The organism is Acinetobacter seifertii (assembly GCF_016064815.1).
Classification (GTDB): domain Bacteria; phylum Pseudomonadota; class Gammaproteobacteria; order Pseudomonadales; family Moraxellaceae; genus Acinetobacter; species Acinetobacter seifertii.
The window spans coordinates 1719914-1740987 of the sequence record NZ_CP065820.1; the positions used below are offsets into that span (position 1 = coordinate 1719914).

Consider the following 21074-nt stretch of genomic DNA (forward strand, 5'->3'; position numbering starts at 1 on the left):
TTAAAAATAAACAATAAATATATTTTAAATAAAAACTTAATTATCTTTATTATTTAAAACAATAACTTAGATGTTTAAATAATTTGAAATAAAATATCTTACTAAAATGGTTTGAATTGATTGTTAAATCCAACTAAAACACTTGTAAATAATAAAAAATAAATCCAACTAAAATTCTTGGTTATTTTTTATTCTGAGTATTTTGGTTGGTTTAAAATAAAAATTGAACAAATAGAAGGGAGTGGATATGACTCAGTTAAGAAAGAGTATCCATAAAAAATATTGTTTTGATAAATCTTAAAAAGGGTATAAAAGTATAAAAATTAGTCTGGTGCAAATAAGTCGTTGGACATCAAAATCTTTTTTGCAAGATAGTGGCTTTTTTGAACTCTCACTAAAATCACTTGTGAATATAATTCTAATTCACCATATTCTGGTTCAACTTGGACATAATGTAGTTGACCAAATTCATCTCTTACGCGTGCTTGAGCTGAAAAACCTGGTCTAGCACTGCCACTTGAAATAGTTGCTAGTCGTCCTAACAGATTGTAATTGGTGTGAGTGAGCTTTGGTTTTATCACTTGGTCAAGACAGTGGATCATGAATACAGTAAAAAAGATTGCGATGACCAGTGCAGGAATAATTAAATAAAAAGGAGTAATAAAGTAATGCTGTATTGCAAAGAAAGAGAGTTGTAAGAAATAACCTGCAAAGCTGAAATTAATAAGTAAAAAAACGAAAATTAGAGCTTTAGAAAATTTAACATTTAGTAATGGTGAGTTAGTAAGCCAGTCGGGTGCAATTTTTTTAAGTAGTTGGCTTGGACGTAATCCAATATACATACCAATGGTTTCTACCACGCTGAGCAATATCAAAGCCACAACACTTAAATGAAATGGCATAAGATAATAATTAAAAAAGAAATCAGCCATGGTAGAAACTCTAATGTTGATGATCTTAGTCTACGATATAAATACCACCATCTGAATGGACTTTAATCTCAACTTTATTTAAAAAATCACCTAAACAAGGACCTGATATACATTCACCCGTTTCCACGTTAAATAAAGCACCGTGAGTAGAACATTGAATATATTCTTGGTCTTGATCTAGAAATTGATTTTCTAAGTATTCAAGTTCGGTTTGCAAATGTGGGCATAAATTCTGATAAGCATAGAATGAGCCATCACGCTGTGTAATGAAAATAGTCGTTCCTTGTAAAGTGTCAAAAGCTCTAGCTTCACGCTCAGGAACTTCTTCCGTCATACAGATCCTTTCCATTTCAAGCACATTCCTTCTGAAAATTTTCAAGAAGTTTAGCATAGTCATTAATGGCTAAACGAGGACCAAATTGAGACACAACTTCACTAGAAATTAGGATGGCTAACTGTGCAGCAGCATTTAAATCTTCGTGATGGTTTAATGCATAGAGGAATGCGCCTGCAAAAGCATCACCAGCGCCATTTGTATCTACAGCTTCTACGTGACGACCTGCCACATGAAAATGTTGAGTAGGGTTTGCAACTAAAGCACCTTTTGCACTTTGTGTAATCACAATGGTGTGGTTTTTAAAGCGTAATTGAGCAAGTGCATCTTCTACGGTAGTCGTATTGGTATACATTAAAGCTTCTTGTTCATTACAGAACAATAAATCTACACCATCATCCATCAGCTCTTCTAGGCCTTCACGGGCATATTGAACCATTGCAGGATCTGATAAAGATAAAGCGATTTTAACGCCGTGAGCTTTTGCAATTTCTCGCGCTTGTTTTACTGCTTTACGAGCAGTTTCACTTGTAGAGAGATAACCTTCGATATAAAGCCATTTTGCTGTTTTTAACGGCTCAAAATCGATTTGATCTTGAGAAAGTTCAGCCGTAATACCTAAATAAGTATGCATGGTACGCTCAGAGTCTGGGCTAATAAGTACCATACAGGTACCTGTTACACCTTCACTGATTGACTTAGGAGTGGTTTGGATGCCTGCATCGTTTAGACCTTGTAGATAAATTTCGCCCAATTGATCATGACCAACACGACACCCATAAAAAGCGCTACCGCCTAATGCACTAAAGGCTACAGTTGTATTTGCTGCAGAACCACCACTTGCTTGACCTTTATAATCTTGAGTTTGCTTTAATTTTTCATATAAAGCAGATTGTGTTTCACCGTCAGACAACTGCATTGTGCCTTTTTGTAAGCCTTGCTGACTAAGAAAATCATCAGACACTTTAAATTCTTGGTCGATTAATGCATTACCAATTGCAAAAAGATCTACAGTTGTCATATGTGTTGTCACAGAGTAAAAAATCAGATTTATAAGTTTACACCATTGCTCACATTTGCTGTAGTTTGTTGAATAAAATTCAGGTAATTCAGCGGTTAGCAGACAAAGTATGTTTTGACTAGGCTATTGAAACAATCCTTTTAATAAATATTATCAATTAATAATGATTCTTGATAATATTTACAAATGTATAGTATTTCATTGAAACTTCGCCTGAAATTATTCATAGCGAACTTACATGAAACGTTCTATTTTATTTATTTCATCGTTTGGGGTTATAACAGGCCAAGTATATGCCGCAGAGGCAGACTCACAAGCTGTAACCAATCTTCCAACAATTTCAGTCAAAGCTGACAAGAAAATCAGTTTAAAACAAGAAGTGGGACAAGCATCAAGTGCCACTAAGGGACTTATGCAATTAAAAGATGTTCCTCAAATTGTAAATGTTGTTCCTAAACAAATCCTAAGAGAGCAGACTGTGACTTCTATGCAAGGTGCCTTGCAAAACGTTGCTGGTTTAAGCTTTAGTGTCGGTGATGGACAGCGTGATCAGGTCATGATTCGCGGTTTCTCAGCAATCACAGATAATTATGTAGATGGTATTCGTGATGATGCATTGTATTTTCGAGATATGTCGAATGTTGAACGAGTTGAGGTGTTAAAAGGGCCTGCTTCTGTACTTTATGGTCGTGGTTCAGCGGGTGGGTTAGTTAATAAGATCAATAAAAAGCCAATGGATGAATCTTTACGTGAAGTAAGCCTAATTGGTAGTACTACAGGGCAACGCCGTGCAGAAGTCGATGTGAATGAAAAAGTAGCAGAGAATGTTAAGGTTCGTTTAACTGGTGCAGTTGAAGATTCAGATGGTTATCGTGATCAGGCCTTTTTAAAACGTCAGGCGGTGGCTCCATCAGTACAGTGGGATATTAGCGATAAAACTAAACTTTTACTTCAGGCTGACTATTTGCATGATGACCGTTTAGCTGATCAAGGTTTTCCGACAGATCCAATTACAGGTAAACCTGTTAAAACAGATCCTAAAACTTTTTATGGTGCATTAAACGGTAAAGAAGTCGGGGATGTTGACACTGAAATCTCAAGTCAAACTATCAGCTTAGACCATGAGTTTAATGATCAACTCAAATATCATGGTGCAGTTCGCCACTATAACTACTCATTAGACCGTCAGTATAGTGTTGATACGCATCCTGCTGATAAGTCAAAAATTACTCTGACTCAAAATAAACGCTTGCGTAATGAAGATGGTGTGTATGTTCAACAAGAGTTGAGCGCTTTATTTAATACAGGTTTCTTAAAGCATAATACCTTAATAGGTGCTGAATATAGCAAGCAGCATAAAGATGAGATACTTTGGCAAGGTGCTAAAACAACTACAGATTTATATGATCCTAAATTAGAGTACTGGGCGCCTATTAATACAGGAACTACAGCTGCACGTAATAACAATAGCAATACTTTTGAAAACTACGGCGTGTATCTGCAAGACTTAATGACTGTTACAGATCGGCTTAAAGTTTTAGTTGGTTTACGTTATGACAATTTATCTCAAGATCGTGATGATAAAACAAGCGCGAATTTAGACTTAAACCGTACTGACAATACTTATTCTCCACGAATTGGAGTGGTCTATCAGCCAATAAGCAATCTTTCACTCTATACTTCTTATAACCGTTCTTTCCAGCCTTTGGCTGATTCATTTGTTTTTTATCAAAACAGTGATGATTTAAAGCCAACAAAAACCGAAAATTATGAGGTGGGTGCAAAGTGGGATGTAAATGATCAATTGAATGTGACATTGGCTTTATTTGAAATGAGCCAAACCAATATTCAAAATCAAGATCCAGCTAATCCAACGCAAGCACTGTTAGCAGGCGAACAAAAAACCAAAGGTGTTGAACTTTCATTAACAGGTCAGTTGACTGATCAGTTGTCAGTGCTAGCTGGCTATTCTTATATGAATGGTAAGATTGAAAAATCGACCATTGGATTTACGGGTAATCACTCAGCGCTTACGCCAAACAACACAGCTAACCTGTGGTTAAAATACCAAATTAATGATCATTGGTATGCAGCTGTAGGTGGTCGTGGTGAATCATCACGTTTTAGCGCGCCAGATAACAAAAACGTTTTACCTGGTTATGCAGTTGTGAATGCGGCCTTAGGTTATCAAACTGAACGTTATGATGTGAACTTGAACCTTAATAACTTGTTTGATCGCGATTACTTTGTTTCAGGTCATAGTGGAGCAAATGATTCAAACATGATGGGTGATCCGCTAAATGCACAAGTCGCACTTCGCTATCGTTTTTAATTAACAAATATCAAAAAAAGCTCATCGAAATGATGAGCTTTTTTGTGTGTTGTATAGCATATAGATAGTATTAAAAGGTTTTGTTCTGCTAGGATACAACCACGTGGGCTATGTGTTTGATATCAAAGCTATGCCCATGAAAACTAATACTCAACAAAAACATAGTATTTTACTTGGCTTTTGTTCGCCAATATCAAGCCGACTCAGGCTATAATGAGACTTATTCACTTGTCCGATATGTTAGGAGATCACATGACTGTAGATGTCACTGAAACCATTTCTCAAACTGTTCACCCTGCGTTTCAGTTGCTACGTCAGCACCATGTTGAAGCATTAGATATTTTAGTGTCTGAATATAAGCATAAAATCACAGGTGCGGTGCATTATCACTTGGCAACTGATTATGATGAAAATGTATTCCTTGTTGCGTTCAGAACACAACCGATGGATTCTAAAGGAACTGCACATATTTTAGAGCATACAGCTTTATGTGGTTCTGAAAAGTTTCCTGTTCGTGACCCATTCTTTTTAATGATTCGCCGTTCATTAAATACATTTATGAACGCGTTTACAGCAGCAGATTGGACAGCCTATCCATTTGCAACTCAAAATAAGAAAGATTTCCAAAACTTACTCTCTGTTTATCTTGATGCGGCTTTTTCAGCAAATTTAAATCCTCTTGATTTTGCTCAAGAAGGTATTCGTATTGAACTTGAAAATGATCAGCCTGTATATAAAGGCGTAGTGTTCAATGAAATGAAAGGTGCGATGAGTGCTCCGTCTGATCAGCTTTATCACCAGTTGGCTCATCATCTATTCCCTGAAACTACATATCACTACAACTCAGGTGGTGATCCTAAAGATATTCCTGACTTAACGTATGAACAGTTAGTCGAATTTTATAAAACTCATTACCATCCAAGTAATGCGGTATTTATGACCTTCGGTAACCAAACGGCATATGAGTTACAAGAGCAATTTGAAAAACTAGCTCTACATAAGTTTGCTGCGGGTACAACTTTATATTCGAAACCAGAAAAACGCTTAACGGCACCTGTTCAAGCCACTGAAACTTATGCTGTTGATGGCGATGAGTTAAAAGACAAAACTTACCATGTATTGTCTTGGTTGTTACCACAAGCGAGTGATATCAAACTACGTCTAGGTATGCGTTTGGTCGAAGGTGTTTTACTTGAAAACTCCGCGTCGCCACTACGTCATTATTTAGAAACTTGTGGTTATGCTCAGTCAACTGGTCCATTAATGGGCGTAGATGACAGTAACTTTGAAATGACATTCTATTGTGGCGTTCAAGGTTCAAACCCAGAGTTTGCAGAAAGCTTTAAAGATGGTGTTTTAAACATTTTACGTGAAGTGGCTGAAAAACCAATTGATTCGGCTTTGGTTGATGCGATTTTGCATCAAATCGAATTGCATCAACGTGAAATTAATGGTGACGGTACACCATATGGTTTAAGCCTAATTTTAAATGGTTTAAGTGGCGCTATTCACCATAATGACCCAATTCAGATTTGGGATGTTGACAGTGCCATTGCTCAGGTCAAAGAAGAACTTCAAGACCCAATGTGGTTATCTAATTTAATTCAAACACATTTGTTAGATAATCCGCATCGTGTCCAAATGACTTTAGTACCTGATGCAACCAAGTCTGTAAAAGAGCAAGAAGCTGAAAAAGCACGTTTAGCTGCGATTGGTGAAAAACTCACTGAAGAAGACAAAGCAGAGATCGTTGCTAAAACCAAAGCATTACAAGAACGTCAAGATACACCAGACAATCTTGAGCTGTTACCTAAAGTTGGTCTAGAAGACGTTCCTGCCGACTTGCATATTGTACAAGGTCAATTGCGTGAAATTATTTGTAATCGAATGGATACGCCGTTGAATTTGTATCATGCTGGAACGAATGGCATTTACTATCAACAAGTCCTCATTCAGATTCCTGATGATGTTGTTAGCTCACCATATTTCAATTTGCTCTCTATCTTAATGGGTGAAGTTGGTGCAGGTGAGTATGACTATCTTGAACTACAAAACTTACAAACAGCTGTAAGTGGTGGTTTGGGAATGGGTGCTTCGTTACGCAGTAAAGTTGACGATAAAGACAAAATTAGTGCTTGGTTAACTTTAACGACTAAATCTTTAACTCAGAAGTTCGATGCGATTCATTTATTAAAACTAGCATTTGAACAACTTCGCTTTGATGAGAAAGAGCGAATTATTGAGTTGTTACAGCAACGTAAGACACGTTGGCAGTCTCGTTTGTCAGGTGCGGGTCATAGTTATGCGATGCAGATTGCATCTCGTAATATGAGTGCATTAGCTCAACGCGACTATCAAAACACTGGCTTAGGTGCGTTGAACTGGTTGGGTGAGCTTGTTACTAAAATTACTCAAGACGATGCCGCTTACGATGCACTTATTACTGAATTGAAGCATATCCATACCAAATTATTGCAAGCACCTAAACAGTTCTTATTGGTATGTGAAGAGCATCAGTCAGAGCGTTTAGTTGAAGAAATTCAAAATGTTTGGGATAAGCTAAACGTTGATAAAGCAGCAACTAAGTTAACTGAAGTTGCTCAAGAAAATACGAACGAACATGAAGCATGGTTAATTCAAACCAATGTTCAGTTCTGTGCTTCTGCATATCAAGCAGTTGAAGTGTCTCATCCAGATGCAGCACCTTTAATGGTGTTGGCAGCATACTTGCGTAATGGTTTCTTACACAGCGCTATTCGTGAAAAAGGTGGTGCTTATGGTGGTGGTGCTAGTTATGATGGAAATGCATGTTCATTCCGTTTCTTTAGTTACCGTGACCCACGTTTAGCTGAGACGTTTAAAGACTTTGAAGCGAGTGTGCAATGGTTGCTAAATACAGAGCAACAACCTCATCAACTAGAAGAAGCAATTCTTGGTCTGGTGGCGAGTATGGACAAACCTGGTTCACCAGCAGGTGAAGCAATTACAGCATGTTATGCACTGTTACATGCAAGAACTCCAGCTTTCCGCCGTACCTTACGTGAAAGACTATTGCATGTGACTCTAGAAGACTTACAGCGTGTTGCGCGTCAATACTTAATTGAACAAACACCTGTAAAAGCTGTGGTTGCACCTTTTGCAAAACGTGATGAATTGCAGCAACTGGGCTTTACAATTAAACAAGTTAATTAAAATAAAAATTGGAGATGAACATGGCGTTCAGACAATTTGAACGCACATCATTACAGCTAAGTATGGGAACCCTGCTTAGCTGTTTATGTGCGTCGGTGGCATATGCTGACACCTTAGCCCCTGTAAAACCTGCGACCGTAGATGCATGTGTTGCCCTTGCTTCAAATGCTGATCGCCTAGCTTGTTATGACTCTGTATTTAAACCCTCGGCTTTGCCCGCTCTGCAAGCTGCAGCAGTCCCAGAGCCTGTTAAAAAAGTTGATCAGCCTGCTGTTCAACCTGAAACGTTTAAAGAGAAGGTTGTAGATACGGTTAGTAACATTAAAGTAATAGGGAAGGCTCCAAAAATTGAGCCTACTACTTCTTTACTAGACCAACGGTGGGAGTTATCTGAAAAGAGTAAGCTCGGTGTTTGGAATATTCGTGCTTATCAGCCTGTCTATTTACTACCTGTATTTTGGACTAGCGATAAAAATGAATTTCCAAGTAGTCCAAATCCCAATAACACTGTTAAAGAAGCTCAAGATTTGAAATCTACGGAAACTAAATTTCAAATTTCTTTGAAAACGAAAGCTTGGGAAAATATTTTTGGCAACAATGGTGATTTGTGGGTGGGATATACGCAATCTTCACGTTGGCAGACATTTAATGCTAAAGAATCTCGTCCTTTCCGTGAAACGAACTATGAGCCTGAAGCAAGTTTAATGTTTAGAACAAACTATGAGTTGCTCGGTTTAGATGGTCGTTTATTAGGTGTAACTTTAAATCACCAGTCAAATGGTCGTTCAGATCCTTTATCTCGTAGCTGGAACCGTGTCATTTTTAATGTGGGCTTAGAGCGTGGTAACTTTGCTGTCATGCTTCGTCCTTGGGTACGCATTAATGAAGCTGCCAAAGATGATAACAACCCTGATATTGAAGATTATGTTGGGCGTGGGGATTTAACTGCTTTTTATAAGTGGAAAGATAACGATTTCTCTTTAATGCTACGTCACTCTTTAAAAGGTGGTGATAACTCTCATGGCGCAGTTCAGTTTGACTGGGCATTCCCAATTAGTGGTAAGTTACGTGGTCACTTCCAGCTATTTAATGGATATGGTGAAAGCTTAATTGACTATAACCACCGTGCAACTTATGCAGGTTTGGGTGTTTCACTCATGAACTGGTACTAAGTTCAAGTTGATAAAAATGCCGCTGTAAAAGCGGCTTTTTTTATTAACCAATTTGAATGTTGGCCTGAGGATGTTTGAGGCGACTCTTTTTAGGTGTGGCGATCAAATATGCCAGAGTTAAAGGTCCAAGTCTTCCTGCAAACATAAGTAGGCTTAAGATAAACAGGCTACCTTTATGTAAATCTGGTGTAATACCACGAGAAAGTCCAACTGTGCAGGCTGCCGATACCACTTCAAATAATAAGTTCATAAAGTCAGCTTTCGGTTCTAAAAGCAAAAGTATGAAGAACCCAATAAATATAAGAATGCTGGTAATTGCAGTAACTGCTAAGGCCTTATATGTAGTTTCATGAGAAACAGAATGATTGAAGACTCTAATTTCATCGGTACGTCTTAGAAATGAAAGTACACTTAAAACCAATATCGCAAAGGTTCCTACCTTAATACCACCAGCGGTACTCAGTGAGCCGCCACCAATAAACATAAGCAGCATCATAACCAAGGAACTACTATTAGTCATTGCACCTGTATCAATAGTATTAAACCCTGAAGATCGTGGAACAGTTGCTTGGAACCAAGCATGTAAAGCTTGATCGCCTACACTCAGCATTCCTAATGTATGTGGGTTCTGCGCTTCTAGAGCCCAGATTAATATGAAGGCGACTAAATTAATAATCGCTATTGTTGTAAGTATTAGTTTGCTATTGGGGCTTAGTTTTTTCCACTTTTTATTCTGCTTGATATCCATCAAAACTAAAAAGCCAAGTCCACCTAAGATATAAAGTAAACTCACTGTTAGGCAGATGACATAGTTGTTTTGGAACCCCATTAAACTATTATTAAATAAAGAAAAACCCGCATTGTTAAATGAAGAAATACTATAAAAAATTGCATAATACAAACCGCGAGCAAAACCAAACGCAGGTGTAAATGCAGTCGTAAGAATTATGGTTCCGATCAATTCAAAAAGAAAAGTATAGGCGACAACACCTTTTGCAACAAAGGTCACTTTAGAGAGGCTGGTTTGACCAAGACTGTCTTGAGCCATCATTTGCTGCTTAAGACCAACTTTCGGCGATAGACTTAGTGCAGCCAAAATTGCAAAAGTCATGAAGCCTAAACCACCTGACTGAATCAGTAATAAAATAATGACTTGCCCAAAAAGTGTAAAAGATTGATGAATATTTAAAACAGATAAACCTGTAATCGTAACCGCTGAGGTTGCTGTAAATAATGCATCCATCCAGCTGACATGTCCGTTATTGGCAATAGGAAGCTTAAGCAACAATGTGCCGAATATAATAAATGCTAAAAACCCTAACGCTAATAAAGATGGAGGACTTAAATTCAGTGTTTTGTGTGGCTTAGGTTTAAGAGACATATTTTCTAGTTCGTTTTCTTATAAGAAACAATGTGAGAGTTTTTTAAGTTGCTGTAAATGACCTTCCAAAATAATAATATCATGCATTTTTAAGGTAAAAGTCTCATCAGTTTCAAATAGAATTTGCTGCTGTCTTTTTACAAGTAGTGTTTTAACCTGTGGTGCTTGCTGCATAATTCCATACAAGTTAATGCCATTCAATTTCTCGGGAATATCAATTTTCACAATATAGTGATCATCATCTATAGACATGTAGCGGCTCACCATAGGGTAATTGAGTGCTTGTGCAACACGTACACCCATGTCTTCTTCGGGATGAATGATTTTATTGATATTGAGGTGAGACAAAATTGTATGGTGGGCTTTAGTTTTTGCTTTTACCCAGATTTTATCAATACCGAGATTTTTTAAATTCAGCACACATAAAATACTGGCTTCAATATCTTCACCAATTGCAACCACGACTGCATCACAGTTTTGAATGTTTAATTCATCTAATACATGTTCGTCTGTAGCATCGGCAATGACTGCATGAGTTAAAACATCGGCAAGGTTCTCAACATTTTTTTTGACTGTATCAATGCCAATAACATCATGATTTAATTTTGTGAGTTCTTGAGCAACTGTTGCTCCAAAACTTCCCAAGCCGATGACCGCGAACTGTGCCATAAATAACCTTTTATACTTAATTAGGGCTTTATTTTTAATGAAATTTTCTTTGAGATAAAGACAAGCAATGTAAATATAAAAAATATTGAGCTTAAATCATAAAAAAGCCGACAAATTTGCCGGCTTTTTTATCAAAATAAAAGATTATTTCAAGAAGCGCTTATAACCCACATTGTCAGTAATTTCTGCATATGGATAGCTAATTTGTTCTAGAGTTTCGATTAAGCCATCTGGATTTTGTTTCGCATCTGTTGCTTGTAAGCCAACCAATACGCGACCTTCAGCAGCACCGTGGTTACGGTAATGGAAAAGGGTAATATTGTGGGTTGGGCCTAAACGAGTTAAGAAGGTGAGTAATGCACCTGGACGCTCAGGGAACTCAACACGGAACAATCTTTCATCGTCAAGATTGGCATGACCACCAATCAAGTAACGAATATGCAATTTAGCAACTTCATCATCAGATAAATCATCGACAACATAATTTTGCTGTTTGAGTTGCTCTAAAATTTCATGACGTTCAGCATCACCACCTTTTAAGCTAATACCCACAAACACTTGTGCTTCATCTGTGTTATTTGCACGGTAGTTAAACTCGGTAATATTGCGGCCTTGTAGGGCACGGCAGAAACCTAAAAATGCGCCTTTTTCTTCAGAAAGCGTAACCGCATAAATTGCCTCGCGTTGCTCACCTAGTTCAGTACGCTCTGCAATGTAACGTAAACGGTCAAAGTTCATGTTGGCACCACAAACAATCGACACCATGTTTTTACCGCTAATTTTATGCTCAGCTACATATTTTTTAATACCAGCTAATGCCATTGCGCCTGATGGTTCAACAATGCTGCGATTTTCATCAAAGGTATCTTTAATTGCGGCACAAATTTCATCTGTATTTACAGTAACAATGTCAGGTTCAACAATTGGGCCAGAATTATCTGACTTGCGAAGACGAATAATATCAAACGGCAAAGCACCAATTTGGGCAACTGCTGTACCATCTGCAAATAAGCCTACATGTGGTAGTACTACACGCTCATTGGTTTCTAAAGCTGCTTTTAAGCAAGCAGACTCTTCATATTCAACACCAATTATTTTTACATGTGGTGCAACTTCACCTAGATAGGCTGCTACACCAGCAATTAAACCACCGCCACCTACAGCAACGAATACATATTCTACATCGCGCCATTGGCGTAAGATTTCATTCGCAATAGTACCTTGACCAGCAATAACCAGTTCATCGTCATAAGGAGGAATAAAAACTAATCCTTCTGCTTCGGCACGTTGTTGAGCATATTTGTTCGCAATATCAAAGCTATCGCCATGCAATACAACTTGGCCACCTAATCGCTTAACTGCCTGAACTTTAATATCAGGAGTAGTGCTTGGCATAACAATAATTGCTGGAATGCCTAAACGTTGACCAGACAATGCCACGCCTTGCGCATGGTTGCCCGCAGATGCACAGATTACACCACGCTCAAGTTGGTCTTTCGGTATTTGACTAATACGGTTATAAGCACCGCGTAATTTAAAAGAAAAAACTGGTTGTAAATCTTCACGCTTAAAACGAATTGTATTATTTAATTTTTGACTAATTCGTGGAGCTGCTTCGAGAGGTGTTTCAATTGCAACATCATAAACCGTTGCTTGTAAAATTTGTCGTACCACACGAGACAGCATGTTCATCTTCCCTATAACAGTTTAAAATAGGAAATTATTGTAGCAAACCCTTGTGCATTTGCGCCGATTATTGGCGCATAAATGTCAAAAAATAGTTGAGTGATGTAATGAGCCTATATGCAACCCAAGATGAAAAGAAACAAGCTGCTGCGAAAGCTGCTTTAAAACACTTACCCAAAGGTGGCATTTTAGGGGTAGGAACCGGTAGTACTGTAAATTTTCTAATTGATTTATTGCCTGAATTACAGTTAGAAGCAGCGGTAGCAAGTTCGCAAGCAACAGCAGATCGTCTTAAAAAATTAGGTATCGAAGTGGTTGATATGAACCATGTAGGTGGCTTAGATGCCTATGTGGATGGTGCAGATGAAATTGATCGTCATATGCATATGATCAAAGGCGGCGGCGCAGCATTAACTCGTGAAAAAATTGTAGCTTCAATTGCTAAAAAATTTGTATGTATTGTTGATGATTCGAAATGGGTTGATCAACTTGGTCGTGATTTCCCATTACCAGTAGAAGTAATTCCAATGGCGCGCTCTGCTGTAGCTCGTAAATTGGTCAGCTTAGGTGGTGATCCAGTTTACCGCGAAGGTGTGGTGACAGATAATGGCAACGTTATTTTAGATGTATTTAATTTGAATATCTTAAATGCAATTGATTTGGAAAAGACCATCAATAATATCCCAGGTGTTGTGACTAATGGTATTTTTGCGTTAAACCCTGCAACTATTGCAATTGTTGCGACAAATAATGGTATTGAAGAGCGTACTGCACAGTAATGTCTGTGGAAATGCCGGAAATTAAAATTGTTCGTCACGTAAGGGCAAGAAAATTGCGCTTACGTGTTGAGCCTGCCTCTATACGACTGACTGTCCCGCTATTTTGTAGCAAGAAGCAAATTCAGCAGTTTTTGGCGCAGTCTGAACAATGGTTGATCGAGACGTGGAGTAAACAGCAACACGTTCAATCAGCATCCTTTGAGATTCCTTCAGAGATTTCTTTTTTCAATAGAGAACAGCCTTTTCAAGTTGTTGTACAAAAGCAACATCGTATTTTTCAATTTGATTGGGAAAATAATTATTTATTCATTAAAGACCAACAACCTTATCAAGCTTTACAAAATGCCGTGATTGCTTATGCCAAACAAGAGTTGCCACTTCTTTTGTCAGAGCTTAGCCAAAAAACTCGGCTGAGTTATGCCGAATGTGCAATTCGACGTCCTAAAACACGTTGGGGAAGTTGTAGTAGTCAACATAATATTATGTTGCATGCAGGCCTGGTTCTTATGCCAGCCCCAATTACCCGTTATGTTTGTATTCATGAGTTAGCACACACTAAACACTTCGATCATAGCCCTGCATTTTGGGCCGAAGTTGCAAAGTTCGACCCCAACTATATGCAGAACCGCAGACAATTAAAAGCCAATCCATTGCCTGCTTGGTGGTATATAACAGCTTAGCTAAAGCTACATTCCAATTGTTTTGTTTGTAATACATCTGGTGCTTTGCGGCTATCAAGGCCAGCTTGTGCGCTAACGATTTTATTAGTTTTAATGTGTAATTGTATAAAATTATATTGCTGCGTTGAATTGTTTGGTTCAGATGAGCTTGAGTTAAGTAAGTAACTATAACTTGCAGCATCTGTTTGCAGTAAGTTGTCTGTACTATCAGCACTCAATGCAGAACGATAAATCTGAGAACCTTGAATTAACTCAATTTGTCCATTTGCACGGAAATTAAGTTGGCAGCCTGATGCGCTGTTTTCATAGTGACCGACTAAATAGTCTGTGGCAGGTAGTTTAGGGTCAGCTATATTGATGCTGGTCAAACCTTGTTTACATGGATAAGCCGAACCATTACAAGTCGCCGTAATACCACTAAAACCAACAGCACGTCGATAATCACCCGCACCATCTATACGGAAAAAGTCAGTCGTATTTCCAGAAGGCACAACCCCAGAATAGAGTTTTTTCTGCAAAAGAGCATATCCTGTTTGGTCTAAACTGGACTGACTTTGTGAATCTGCCAATTGCAATGTGGCAGCTTTTAAATTAGTAGCAAAATAATCACGAGTTGCTTTTTGATTAGCTGCAATGTCCAAAAGTGTATTTTTTACAGGATCAATATTATCTGGTGAAGGGCTAAAAATAGGTGTCATGGTTGTATTATCACCAATAAGTTTTTTGCCATCTAAATATCCATCTTTTAAATCGGTTGCAAGGCTATTTGTAAGTTCTTGATAAGCATTCAAATTACCGTGGATCGTATTCCAATATTGTAAATATCCAAAGCTAAGATAGCTGTCCACATAAGTACTGGGTTGCTTTATTGAATACTGTAATAAATTTAGAACAGTCAGAGGGCTAGCTGGGCTCAAGCTTGGTATAGCTGCATCTTTAAATGCACTAATAAGCGCTGTGTAAACATCTTGAGAAGCCAAGTCAGCATGAGATACTTCAATCAGGGTCGGATTTATAGTTTCTTGCGGGAGTTGCCCTGATCGGATTACAGCACGTTGATAAATTGCTTCTGAAGTTGGACTAATCAGTTGAGTTTTATTACTGATTGAGCTTGGCGTAATAAAAGCGTGATAAACACCAGAAATACTTTGATATTTAGAATTAATCGGGTCAAATACTTGAGATGAAGCCTGAGTTATGACTTCAACTCGATAGAGACGGTTCAATTTAGTACTTGGAAGTTTAATATTATAACTTGTTAAACTCGCAACTTGGGTATCAATCAAAATACTATTATCGGTATTGTCATAGACCTTAAGTTGAACATTACGCATTTCGACAGGGGTTTTAAGTGTGAAATCTGTCGTAACTTCAGGAGTTGGCACAGTAGGCGTCGTTGTACTAGATGAACTACTACTACTGCCACCACCACACCCCACAAGGGCTGCGCTTAAAATTAAAGTACTAAGGCCGAGATAAGTGCGCAACTTTGTTTCTTTTGATTGATCAAGCATCCTAGCTCTCCAAAAATGAATCTGGTATTTATTTACTGATATTTGTTTGGTTCTGACAGACCAGCAAGTGCTGTGTAATTAACGCTAAAAAATAAAAAAATTAAAATTACCAAGCATGAAATGGTTTTGTAAGCCTGGACATCCTGTCATACTACCGCAAGTATAGATTCAATATTTGAGGTAATGCACGTGATTTCTGTCGGAATTGTTGGTGGAACTGGTTATACAGGCGTTGAACTATTACGTATTTTATTACGACATCCAAAAGCGCAGGTTCGAGTTCTGACTTCACGTACAGAAGCAGGCAAACCAGTTGCTGATATGTTCCCAAACTTACGTGGGCATACAGATCTTCAATTTTCAGATTTAAACATTGATGCATTAAAAGAATGTGATGTTGTATTCTTTGCGACCCCACATGGTGTTGCGATGCAACATGCAAAAGATTTGATCGAAGCAGGGACCAAAGTTATTGATTTGGCAGCGGACTTTCGCCTGCAAAATCTTGAACAGTTTGAAAAATGGTATGGCATGGAACATGCGTGCCCAGATGTACTAAAAGATTCTGTTTATGGTTTAACTGAGTTAAATCGTGAAAAAATTAAACAAGCTCAAGTCATTGGTAATCCAGGTTGTTATCCAACAACTGTTCAATTAGGTTTGGCTCCACTTTTAAAATCTGCACAAGCATTGATTGAAACTAAAAACATTATTATTGATGCTAAATCAGGGGTTTCAGGTGCTGGCCGTAAAGCGAGCTTAGGCATGATTTATAGCGAGAATGCCGATAACTTTAAAGCCTATGGTGTTGCAGGTCATCGCCATCATCCAGAGATTGTTGAAGCATTAGAAAATATTGCGGGACAGAAAGGTGGGTTTGATGGTCTATTATTTGTACCGCATTTGGTGCCAATGATTCGTGGTATGTTGAGTACAATTTACGTGGACTTGACAGAGACAGGTAAGCAAACAGACTTACAAGCTTTGTATGAAAACTTCTATGCAAATGAAAAATTTGTAGATGTTATGCCTACAAACAGCTCACCTGAAACACGTAGTGTGCGTGGAGCAAACGAGTTGCGTATTGCTTTGTATAAACCACAACCAAATAAACTCATTATTTTGGCGGCGCAAGATAACCTTGTAAAAGGTGCATCTGGTCAAGCTGTACAAAATATGAACCTTATGTTTGGTTTTAATGAAGACGAAGGCTTACAAGGGATTGGTTTATTACCATAAAAAACTCTTTTTTGCTTCACACACATTTAAATTTCGATTTAAATGTGTGTCTTGACTCTGATCTTAAACACTGAGATGACGATGCAAAACTCGGAACAGACGACTTCTGTAGAAAGTTCGTTGCAAAAGAAAAAATTTTTAAACACTAATAAACCTTTGTTTATTGGTGCCGCTATTTTAGTAAGTGGTTGTTTTGCGCTCGGCTATACAATTGGACACCGTCAAGGTTTAACTGTTGTAGGTTACGATGCAGATGCAGAGCAATTGGTTGAAGTAGTGCAAAAGCAAAAAACAGCGTTAGATGCAGTCAATAAAAGCTTGAACGCTGCTGTACAAGAGCGTGATGTTGCTGTTACAAATGCGAATGATCTGTTTACAGCACTGAATCAAGCAAATGCTGATAAAACACAACAAGAAGGTATGAGTAATATCTACCGAGAAATTTTAAGACAACGCGGCGGTTTAAGCTTAACGATTCAAAATTTGGCAATTAAGCCATTACCAGAAAATGCTTATGAATATCAGCTTGATCTGGTACAAGTGAGTCCAAGTAAACGCCGTGCTTCTGGCTCAGTAGAGATTAGACTGATTAAAGATACAGAAGTTTTGGTTGTACCGCTTGAAGATAAGAACTTTAACTTCACTGATTTTGAGCGTTTAACAGGCCGTTGGACCATGCCTAAGGGTTTCACACCTCAGTTTATTGAAGTGCGTTTAACGGGTGGTTCTGATACACCTGTGATTAAGCGTTTTAGTTGGCAGCGTGGTGCACCTGTCGAAACACCTTCTGCTTTTGTTGCAGAAATTCCTCAAGCTGAAGCAAATTCACAATAGTAACATCATATGCGAACAAATAAGCGTCAAACAAATTTAAAAGATATTAAGGCTTCTTTTCAGCAGTCTGGCTATGTCGATTGGCACTTCAATCCACGCTTAAGTGATTCGCAAAACGAAGATCATGATGGAGAGGTTGTTGTTCAAACAGCACCTCCCGAACTCAAGCGTCCGCCCTTATATGCAGTAGTATTATTGAACGACGATTACACACCAATGGACTTTGTAATTGAAATTTTACAACAATACTTTGCAATGAATCTTGACCAAGCAACTCAAGTAATGCTAACAGTACACTATGAAGGTAAAGGTACTGCCGGGGTATATCCAAGAGACATCGCGGAAACCAAGGCAAACCTTGTTAATAATTACGCTCGATCGCAAGGTCATCCATTACTTTGCCAGATTGAGCCTAAAGCATAAGGGGGTCACATGCTCAGTCGTCAATTAGAAGTATCATTACGTTTGGCTGTTAGCATGGCTCGTCAAAAGAGACATGAGTTTCTTACAGTTGAACACTTACTATTAGCCTTACTCGATAACGATTCGGCTGTGAATGCATTAAAAGCATGCGGAGCTGATATTGTTTCTTTACGTAAAGAATTAGAAGAATATGTAGAACAACATACTCCTAAGCTTGGCGAAAATAGCGAGCAAGCTCCACATCCAACTGAAAGTTTCGACCGCATTTTGCAACGTGCAATTTTCCACGTTCAATCGAGTGGTGGTGATCGTACTGTTGAAGGTGCGGATGTTTTGGTCGCAATGTACTCAGAGCGTGATTCTTTTGCTGTTTATTTACTTAAACGTCATCAAATTAATCGTTTGACTTTGACTCAATACTTGTCTCATGGGACGCGTAAAGACGAAGTTCAAGTTGAAGAAGAAGTTGAAGACATTGAGGGTGAAAGCAATTCAGGCAATGCAGGGCCATTGGAACTTTATACGCTCAATTTAAATGTTGAAGCGCAAAAAGGAAAAACAGACCCACTTATTGGCCGTGAAAAAGAAATTGAGCGTACAGCGCAAATTCTTTGCCGCCGTCGTAAAAACAACCCATTGCTAGTGGGTGATCCAGGTGTGGGTAAAACTTCAATTGCAGAAGGCCTTGCTTGGCTCATCGTAAATGGTAAAGCACCAAAACCATTGAGCAATGCAGAAGTCTATAGTCTCGACATTGGCGCATTGGTAGCAGGTACAAAATACCGTGGTGATTTTGAAAAACGTTTAAAACAATTGCTGAATGCTTTGAAGAAAAATCCAAACGCGATTTTATTCATTGATGAAATTCATATGATTATTGGTGCAGGCTCAAGTATGGGCAGCACTATGGATGCATCGAATCTCATTAAACCAGCTTTGGCAAATGGTACTTTACGTTGCATTGGTTCAACGACTTTCCAAGAATATCGTCAGGTATTTGAAAAGGATCATGCGTTATCTCGTCGTTTCCAAAAAATTGACGTAAATGAACCAAGCATTTCTGAAACTATCGATATTTTACGTGGCTTGAAAACCAAGTTTGAAGATTTCCACCACGTACAGTATGACGACAAAGCTTTGGTTTCTGCGGTTGAGCTTTCTGCGAAATTTATTAATGATCGTTTCTTGCCAGATAAAGCAATTGATGTCATTGATGAAGCAGGTGCTCAGCGTCGCTTGAAAGCAGAAAGTGAAGACAGCTTAATTACTGTTGAAAATATTGAAGACATCGTTTCTAAAATTGCGCGTATTCCACCTAAGACAGTGTCTAAAGATGATAAATCAGTACTTGAAAATCTTGAGCGTGACCTAAAACGTGTTGTATTTGGTCAAGATGAGGCAATTACTGCATTGGCTTCTGCAATCAAGTTGTCACGTGCTGGTTTGAAATCACCAGACAAGCCTGTGGGTAGCTTTGTATTTGCTGGTCCAACCGGTGTTGGTAAAACTGAGGTTACGAAGCAATTAGCAAAACTTTTAGGCGTTGAGCTTGTTCGTTTCGATATGTCAGAGTATATGGAGCGTCATGCTGTTTCTCGTTTAATTGGTGCTCCTCCGGGTTATGTAGGTTATGACCAAGGTGGTTTGCTCACAGATGCGATCCATAAAAATCCGCATTGTGTCTTGTTGCTTGATGAAATTGAGAAAGCACATCCTGATGTGTTTAATCTGTTGTTGCAAATCATGGACCATGGTGCTTTGACAGACAATAATGGCCGTAAATCTGACTTCAGAAATGTCATTATTGTATTGACCACAAACATTGGTGCAGAAAGTATTTCACGTGCAAGCATTGGATTTACAGAGCAAGATCATAGCTTAGATAACCAAGATGCAATGAAGCGTGCATTCTCACCAGAGTTCCGTAACCGTTTAGACAGTGTTATTCAGTTTAAAGCTTTACCAACCACAGTGATTGAATCTGTAGTTGATAAATTCTTAACAGAATTACAAGCACAGTTAGATGAAAAGCGTGTGGTTCTAGATGTAGATCAAAGTGCGCGTGACTGGTTGGCAACCAATGGTTATGATCGTTTAATGGGTGCTCGCCCAATGCAACGTCTCATTCAAGAACACTTGAAGAAACCATTAGCTGAAATGATTCTGTTTGGTGAACTTGCAGATCATGGCGGTAATGTGGCGGTATCAGTGAAGAAAGAAGATGGCAAAGCAGTTGGTCTTAAACTTGAAGTTTTTGAAGATCACCATACGGCAGAACCAGCTTAATTTATGTTAATTGATAGTCTTTCTATAACCCGAATACTCAGTGTGTTCGGGTTATTTATTATTACTGCCATCGCTGAGATTTTAGGGTGTTACTTTCCTTATCTTATTCTAAAAGAAGGGAAGTCCGCTTGGTTGTGGTTGCCGACAGTCTTAAGTTTAGCTGTCTTTGTTTGGTTACTTACATTACATCCAGCAGCCTCTGGACGAATTTATGCGGCCTATGGTGGTATTTATATTTTTACCGCGCTGATGTGGCTACGTTTTGTCGATCAGGTTGCTTTAACGAGATGGGATATTTTAGGAGGGTTGATTGTACTTTGTGGTGCCAGTTTGATTATTTTACAGCCGCAAGGATTAATCCGCTAAAAATGAAAGTGGTCAGTTAAGTTTTAAGTGAAAAAGTAAGAAATATTTTCGCAAAAAACACTTGTCAAACTCATCAACAATGCGTATTTTAGATTTAAGGAACATTTTTAATATTTGAGATAAAGATGTTAAATCAATCTGTGAATTCTAACGCTTACTTTTATTTCTGGCAATTTAGATAGTTGCCTGAGCGTATTCGGGCACGAAAGTTGCCCATCACAGTTAATACCTGAT

The 21074-nt window shown here is 38.3% G+C and carries 17 protein-coding genes; 10 read left to right on the top strand and 7 right to left on the bottom strand.

Annotated features, from left to right (window positions below):
- Window positions 1-323: 323 nt before the first annotated feature.
- The 3 genes from I8T81_RS08125 to I8T81_RS08135 are packed head-to-tail and all read right to left on the bottom strand — an operon-like array spanning window position 324 to window position 2287.
- On the bottom strand, window positions 324-932 hold the full coding sequence (locus I8T81_RS08125) for an OB-fold-containig protein (RefSeq protein WP_198072549.1): 609 nt from the start codon (window positions 930-932) through the stop codon (window positions 324-326).
- Between the two features lie 25 nt (window positions 933-957).
- Entirely contained in the window at window positions 958-1266 is a 309-nt protein-coding gene (locus tag I8T81_RS08130; protein ID WP_004701295.1) for a Rieske (2Fe-2S) protein, read from the bottom strand.
- 16 nt (window positions 1267-1282) lie between these two features.
- Window positions 1283-2287, bottom strand: a complete 1005-nt coding sequence (locus tag I8T81_RS08135) for an adenosine kinase (RefSeq protein ID WP_198072550.1) — start codon at window positions 2285-2287, stop codon at window positions 1283-1285.
- 238 nt (window positions 2288-2525) lie between these two features.
- Between I8T81_RS08135 and I8T81_RS08140 the strand changes: the two genes are divergently transcribed.
- The 3 genes from I8T81_RS08140 (at window position 2526) to I8T81_RS08150 (ending at window position 8983) form a co-directional block, all read left to right on the top strand.
- A complete protein-coding gene (locus tag I8T81_RS08140) occupies window positions 2526-4619 on the top strand; it encodes a TonB-dependent receptor (RefSeq protein ID WP_198072551.1) in 2094 nt (697 codons plus the stop codon).
- A gap of 252 nt (window positions 4620-4871) precedes the next feature.
- On the top strand, window positions 4872-7811 hold the full coding sequence (locus I8T81_RS08145) for an insulinase family protein (protein WP_198072552.1): 2940 nt from the start codon (window positions 4872-4874) through the stop codon (window positions 7809-7811).
- A gap of 20 nt (window positions 7812-7831) precedes the next feature.
- Window positions 7832-8983, top strand: a complete 1152-nt coding sequence (locus I8T81_RS08150) for a phospholipase A (protein WP_151761007.1) — start codon at window positions 7832-7834, stop codon at window positions 8981-8983.
- A gap of 43 nt (window positions 8984-9026) precedes the next feature.
- On the opposite strand, the gene I8T81_RS08155 is transcribed toward I8T81_RS08150, so the two are convergent.
- From I8T81_RS08155 to ilvA, 3 genes are all read right to left on the bottom strand, one after another.
- Window positions 9027-10364, bottom strand: coding sequence for a TrkH family potassium uptake protein (locus tag I8T81_RS08155; RefSeq protein WP_198072553.1), 1338 nt, complete (start codon window positions 10362-10364; stop codon window positions 9027-9029).
- A gap of 18 nt (window positions 10365-10382) precedes the next feature.
- Window positions 10383-11033 (bottom strand): potassium channel family protein, encoded by a 651-nt coding sequence (locus I8T81_RS08160; RefSeq protein WP_198072554.1) that lies wholly within the window; start codon window positions 11031-11033, stop codon window positions 10383-10385.
- A gap of 144 nt (window positions 11034-11177) precedes the next feature.
- Window positions 11178-12725 (bottom strand): threonine ammonia-lyase, biosynthetic, encoded by a 1548-nt coding sequence (gene ilvA / locus I8T81_RS08165; RefSeq protein ID WP_171057802.1) that lies wholly within the window; start codon window positions 12723-12725, stop codon window positions 11178-11180.
- 101 nt (window positions 12726-12826) lie between these two features.
- On the opposite strand from ilvA, the gene rpiA reads away from it, so the two are divergent.
- The gene (gene rpiA, locus I8T81_RS08170; protein WP_004791976.1) at window positions 12827-13498 is read left to right on the top strand and encodes a ribose-5-phosphate isomerase RpiA; all 672 of its coding nucleotides are present in this window, start codon (window positions 12827-12829) and stop codon (window positions 13496-13498) included.
- Entirely contained in the window at window positions 13498-14178 is a 681-nt protein-coding gene (locus I8T81_RS08175; protein WP_077163312.1) for a YgjP family zinc-dependent metalloprotease, read from the top strand. The genes rpiA and I8T81_RS08175 overlap by 1 nt, the downstream gene beginning before the upstream one ends.
- Here I8T81_RS08175 and I8T81_RS08180 read toward each other — a convergent pair.
- Window positions 14175-15692: a hypothetical protein gene (locus I8T81_RS08180; RefSeq protein WP_077163311.1), complete on the bottom strand. Its 1518-nt coding sequence runs from the start codon at window positions 15690-15692 to the stop codon at window positions 14175-14177. The genes I8T81_RS08175 and I8T81_RS08180 overlap by 4 nt on opposite strands.
- Before the next feature lie 183 nt (window positions 15693-15875).
- On the opposite strand from I8T81_RS08180, the gene argC reads away from it, so the two are divergent.
- The 5 genes from argC to I8T81_RS08205 all read left to right on the top strand — a co-directional run bounded on the left by argC (window position 15876) and on the right by I8T81_RS08205 (window position 20840).
- The gene (gene argC / locus I8T81_RS08185) at window positions 15876-16931 is read left to right on the top strand and encodes an N-acetyl-gamma-glutamyl-phosphate reductase (protein ID WP_134263042.1); all 1056 of its coding nucleotides are present in this window, start codon (window positions 15876-15878) and stop codon (window positions 16929-16931) included.
- A 75-nt stretch (window positions 16932-17006) separates the two neighbouring features.
- The gene (locus tag I8T81_RS08190; protein WP_077163309.1) at window positions 17007-17765 is read left to right on the top strand and encodes a DUF6776 family protein; all 759 of its coding nucleotides are present in this window, start codon (window positions 17007-17009) and stop codon (window positions 17763-17765) included.
- 9 nt (window positions 17766-17774) lie between these two features.
- Complete coding sequence (gene clpS, locus I8T81_RS08195; RefSeq protein WP_001260033.1) at window positions 17775-18188, top strand: ATP-dependent Clp protease adapter ClpS; 414 nt, start codon at window positions 17775-17777, stop codon at window positions 18186-18188.
- 9 nt (window positions 18189-18197) lie between these two features.
- On the top strand, window positions 18198-20474 hold the full coding sequence (gene clpA, locus I8T81_RS08200; RefSeq protein ID WP_004701310.1) for an ATP-dependent Clp protease ATP-binding subunit ClpA: 2277 nt from the start codon (window positions 18198-18200) through the stop codon (window positions 20472-20474).
- Window positions 20475-20477: 3 nt separating this feature from the next.
- Window positions 20478-20840 (top strand): YnfA family protein, encoded by a 363-nt coding sequence (locus I8T81_RS08205; RefSeq protein ID WP_004701312.1) that lies wholly within the window; start codon window positions 20478-20480, stop codon window positions 20838-20840.
- Window positions 20841-21074: the final 234 nt, after the last annotated feature.

Excerpts from the sequence above, each read along its gene's own strand:
- I8T81_RS08160 (WP_198072554.1), bottom strand. The coding sequence starts at position 11,033 with ATGGCACAGTTCGCGGTCATCGGCTTGGGAAGTTTTGGAGCAACAGTT.
- I8T81_RS08135 (WP_198072550.1), bottom strand. The coding sequence starts at position 2,287 with ATGACAACTGTAGATCTTTTTGCAATTGGTAATGCATTAATCGACCAA.
- I8T81_RS08175 (WP_077163312.1), top strand. The coding sequence starts at position 13,498 with ATGTCTGTGGAAATGCCGGAAATTAAAATTGTTCGTCACGTAAGGGCA.
- I8T81_RS08125 (WP_198072549.1), bottom strand. The coding sequence starts at position 932 with ATGGCTGATTTCTTTTTTAATTATTATCTTATGCCATTTCATTTAAGT.
- I8T81_RS08205 (WP_004701312.1), top strand. The coding sequence starts at position 20,478 with ATGTTAATTGATAGTCTTTCTATAACCCGAATACTCAGTGTGTTCGGG.
- clpA (WP_004701310.1), top strand. The coding sequence starts at position 18,198 with ATGCTCAGTCGTCAATTAGAAGTATCATTACGTTTGGCTGTTAGCATG.
- I8T81_RS08190 (WP_077163309.1), top strand. The coding sequence starts at position 17,007 with ATGACGATGCAAAACTCGGAACAGACGACTTCTGTAGAAAGTTCGTTG.
- I8T81_RS08150 (WP_151761007.1), top strand. The coding sequence starts at position 7,832 with ATGGCGTTCAGACAATTTGAACGCACATCATTACAGCTAAGTATGGGA.
- clpS (WP_001260033.1), top strand. The coding sequence starts at position 17,775 with ATGCGAACAAATAAGCGTCAAACAAATTTAAAAGATATTAAGGCTTCT.
- rpiA (WP_004791976.1), top strand. The coding sequence starts at position 12,827 with ATGAGCCTATATGCAACCCAAGATGAAAAGAAACAAGCTGCTGCGAAA.
- I8T81_RS08155 (WP_198072553.1), bottom strand. The coding sequence starts at position 10,364 with ATGTCTCTTAAACCTAAGCCACACAAAACACTGAATTTAAGTCCTCCA.
- I8T81_RS08145 (WP_198072552.1), top strand. The coding sequence starts at position 4,872 with ATGACTGTAGATGTCACTGAAACCATTTCTCAAACTGTTCACCCTGCG.
- I8T81_RS08140 (WP_198072551.1), top strand. The coding sequence starts at position 2,526 with ATGAAACGTTCTATTTTATTTATTTCATCGTTTGGGGTTATAACAGGC.
- argC (WP_134263042.1), top strand. The coding sequence starts at position 15,876 with ATGCACGTGATTTCTGTCGGAATTGTTGGTGGAACTGGTTATACAGGC.
- I8T81_RS08130 (WP_004701295.1), bottom strand. The coding sequence starts at position 1,266 with ATGACGGAAGAAGTTCCTGAGCGTGAAGCTAGAGCTTTTGACACTTTA.
- I8T81_RS08180 (WP_077163311.1), bottom strand. The coding sequence starts at position 15,692 with ATGCTTGATCAATCAAAAGAAACAAAGTTGCGCACTTATCTCGGCCTT.
- ilvA (WP_171057802.1), bottom strand. The coding sequence starts at position 12,725 with ATGAACATGCTGTCTCGTGTGGTACGACAAATTTTACAAGCAACGGTT.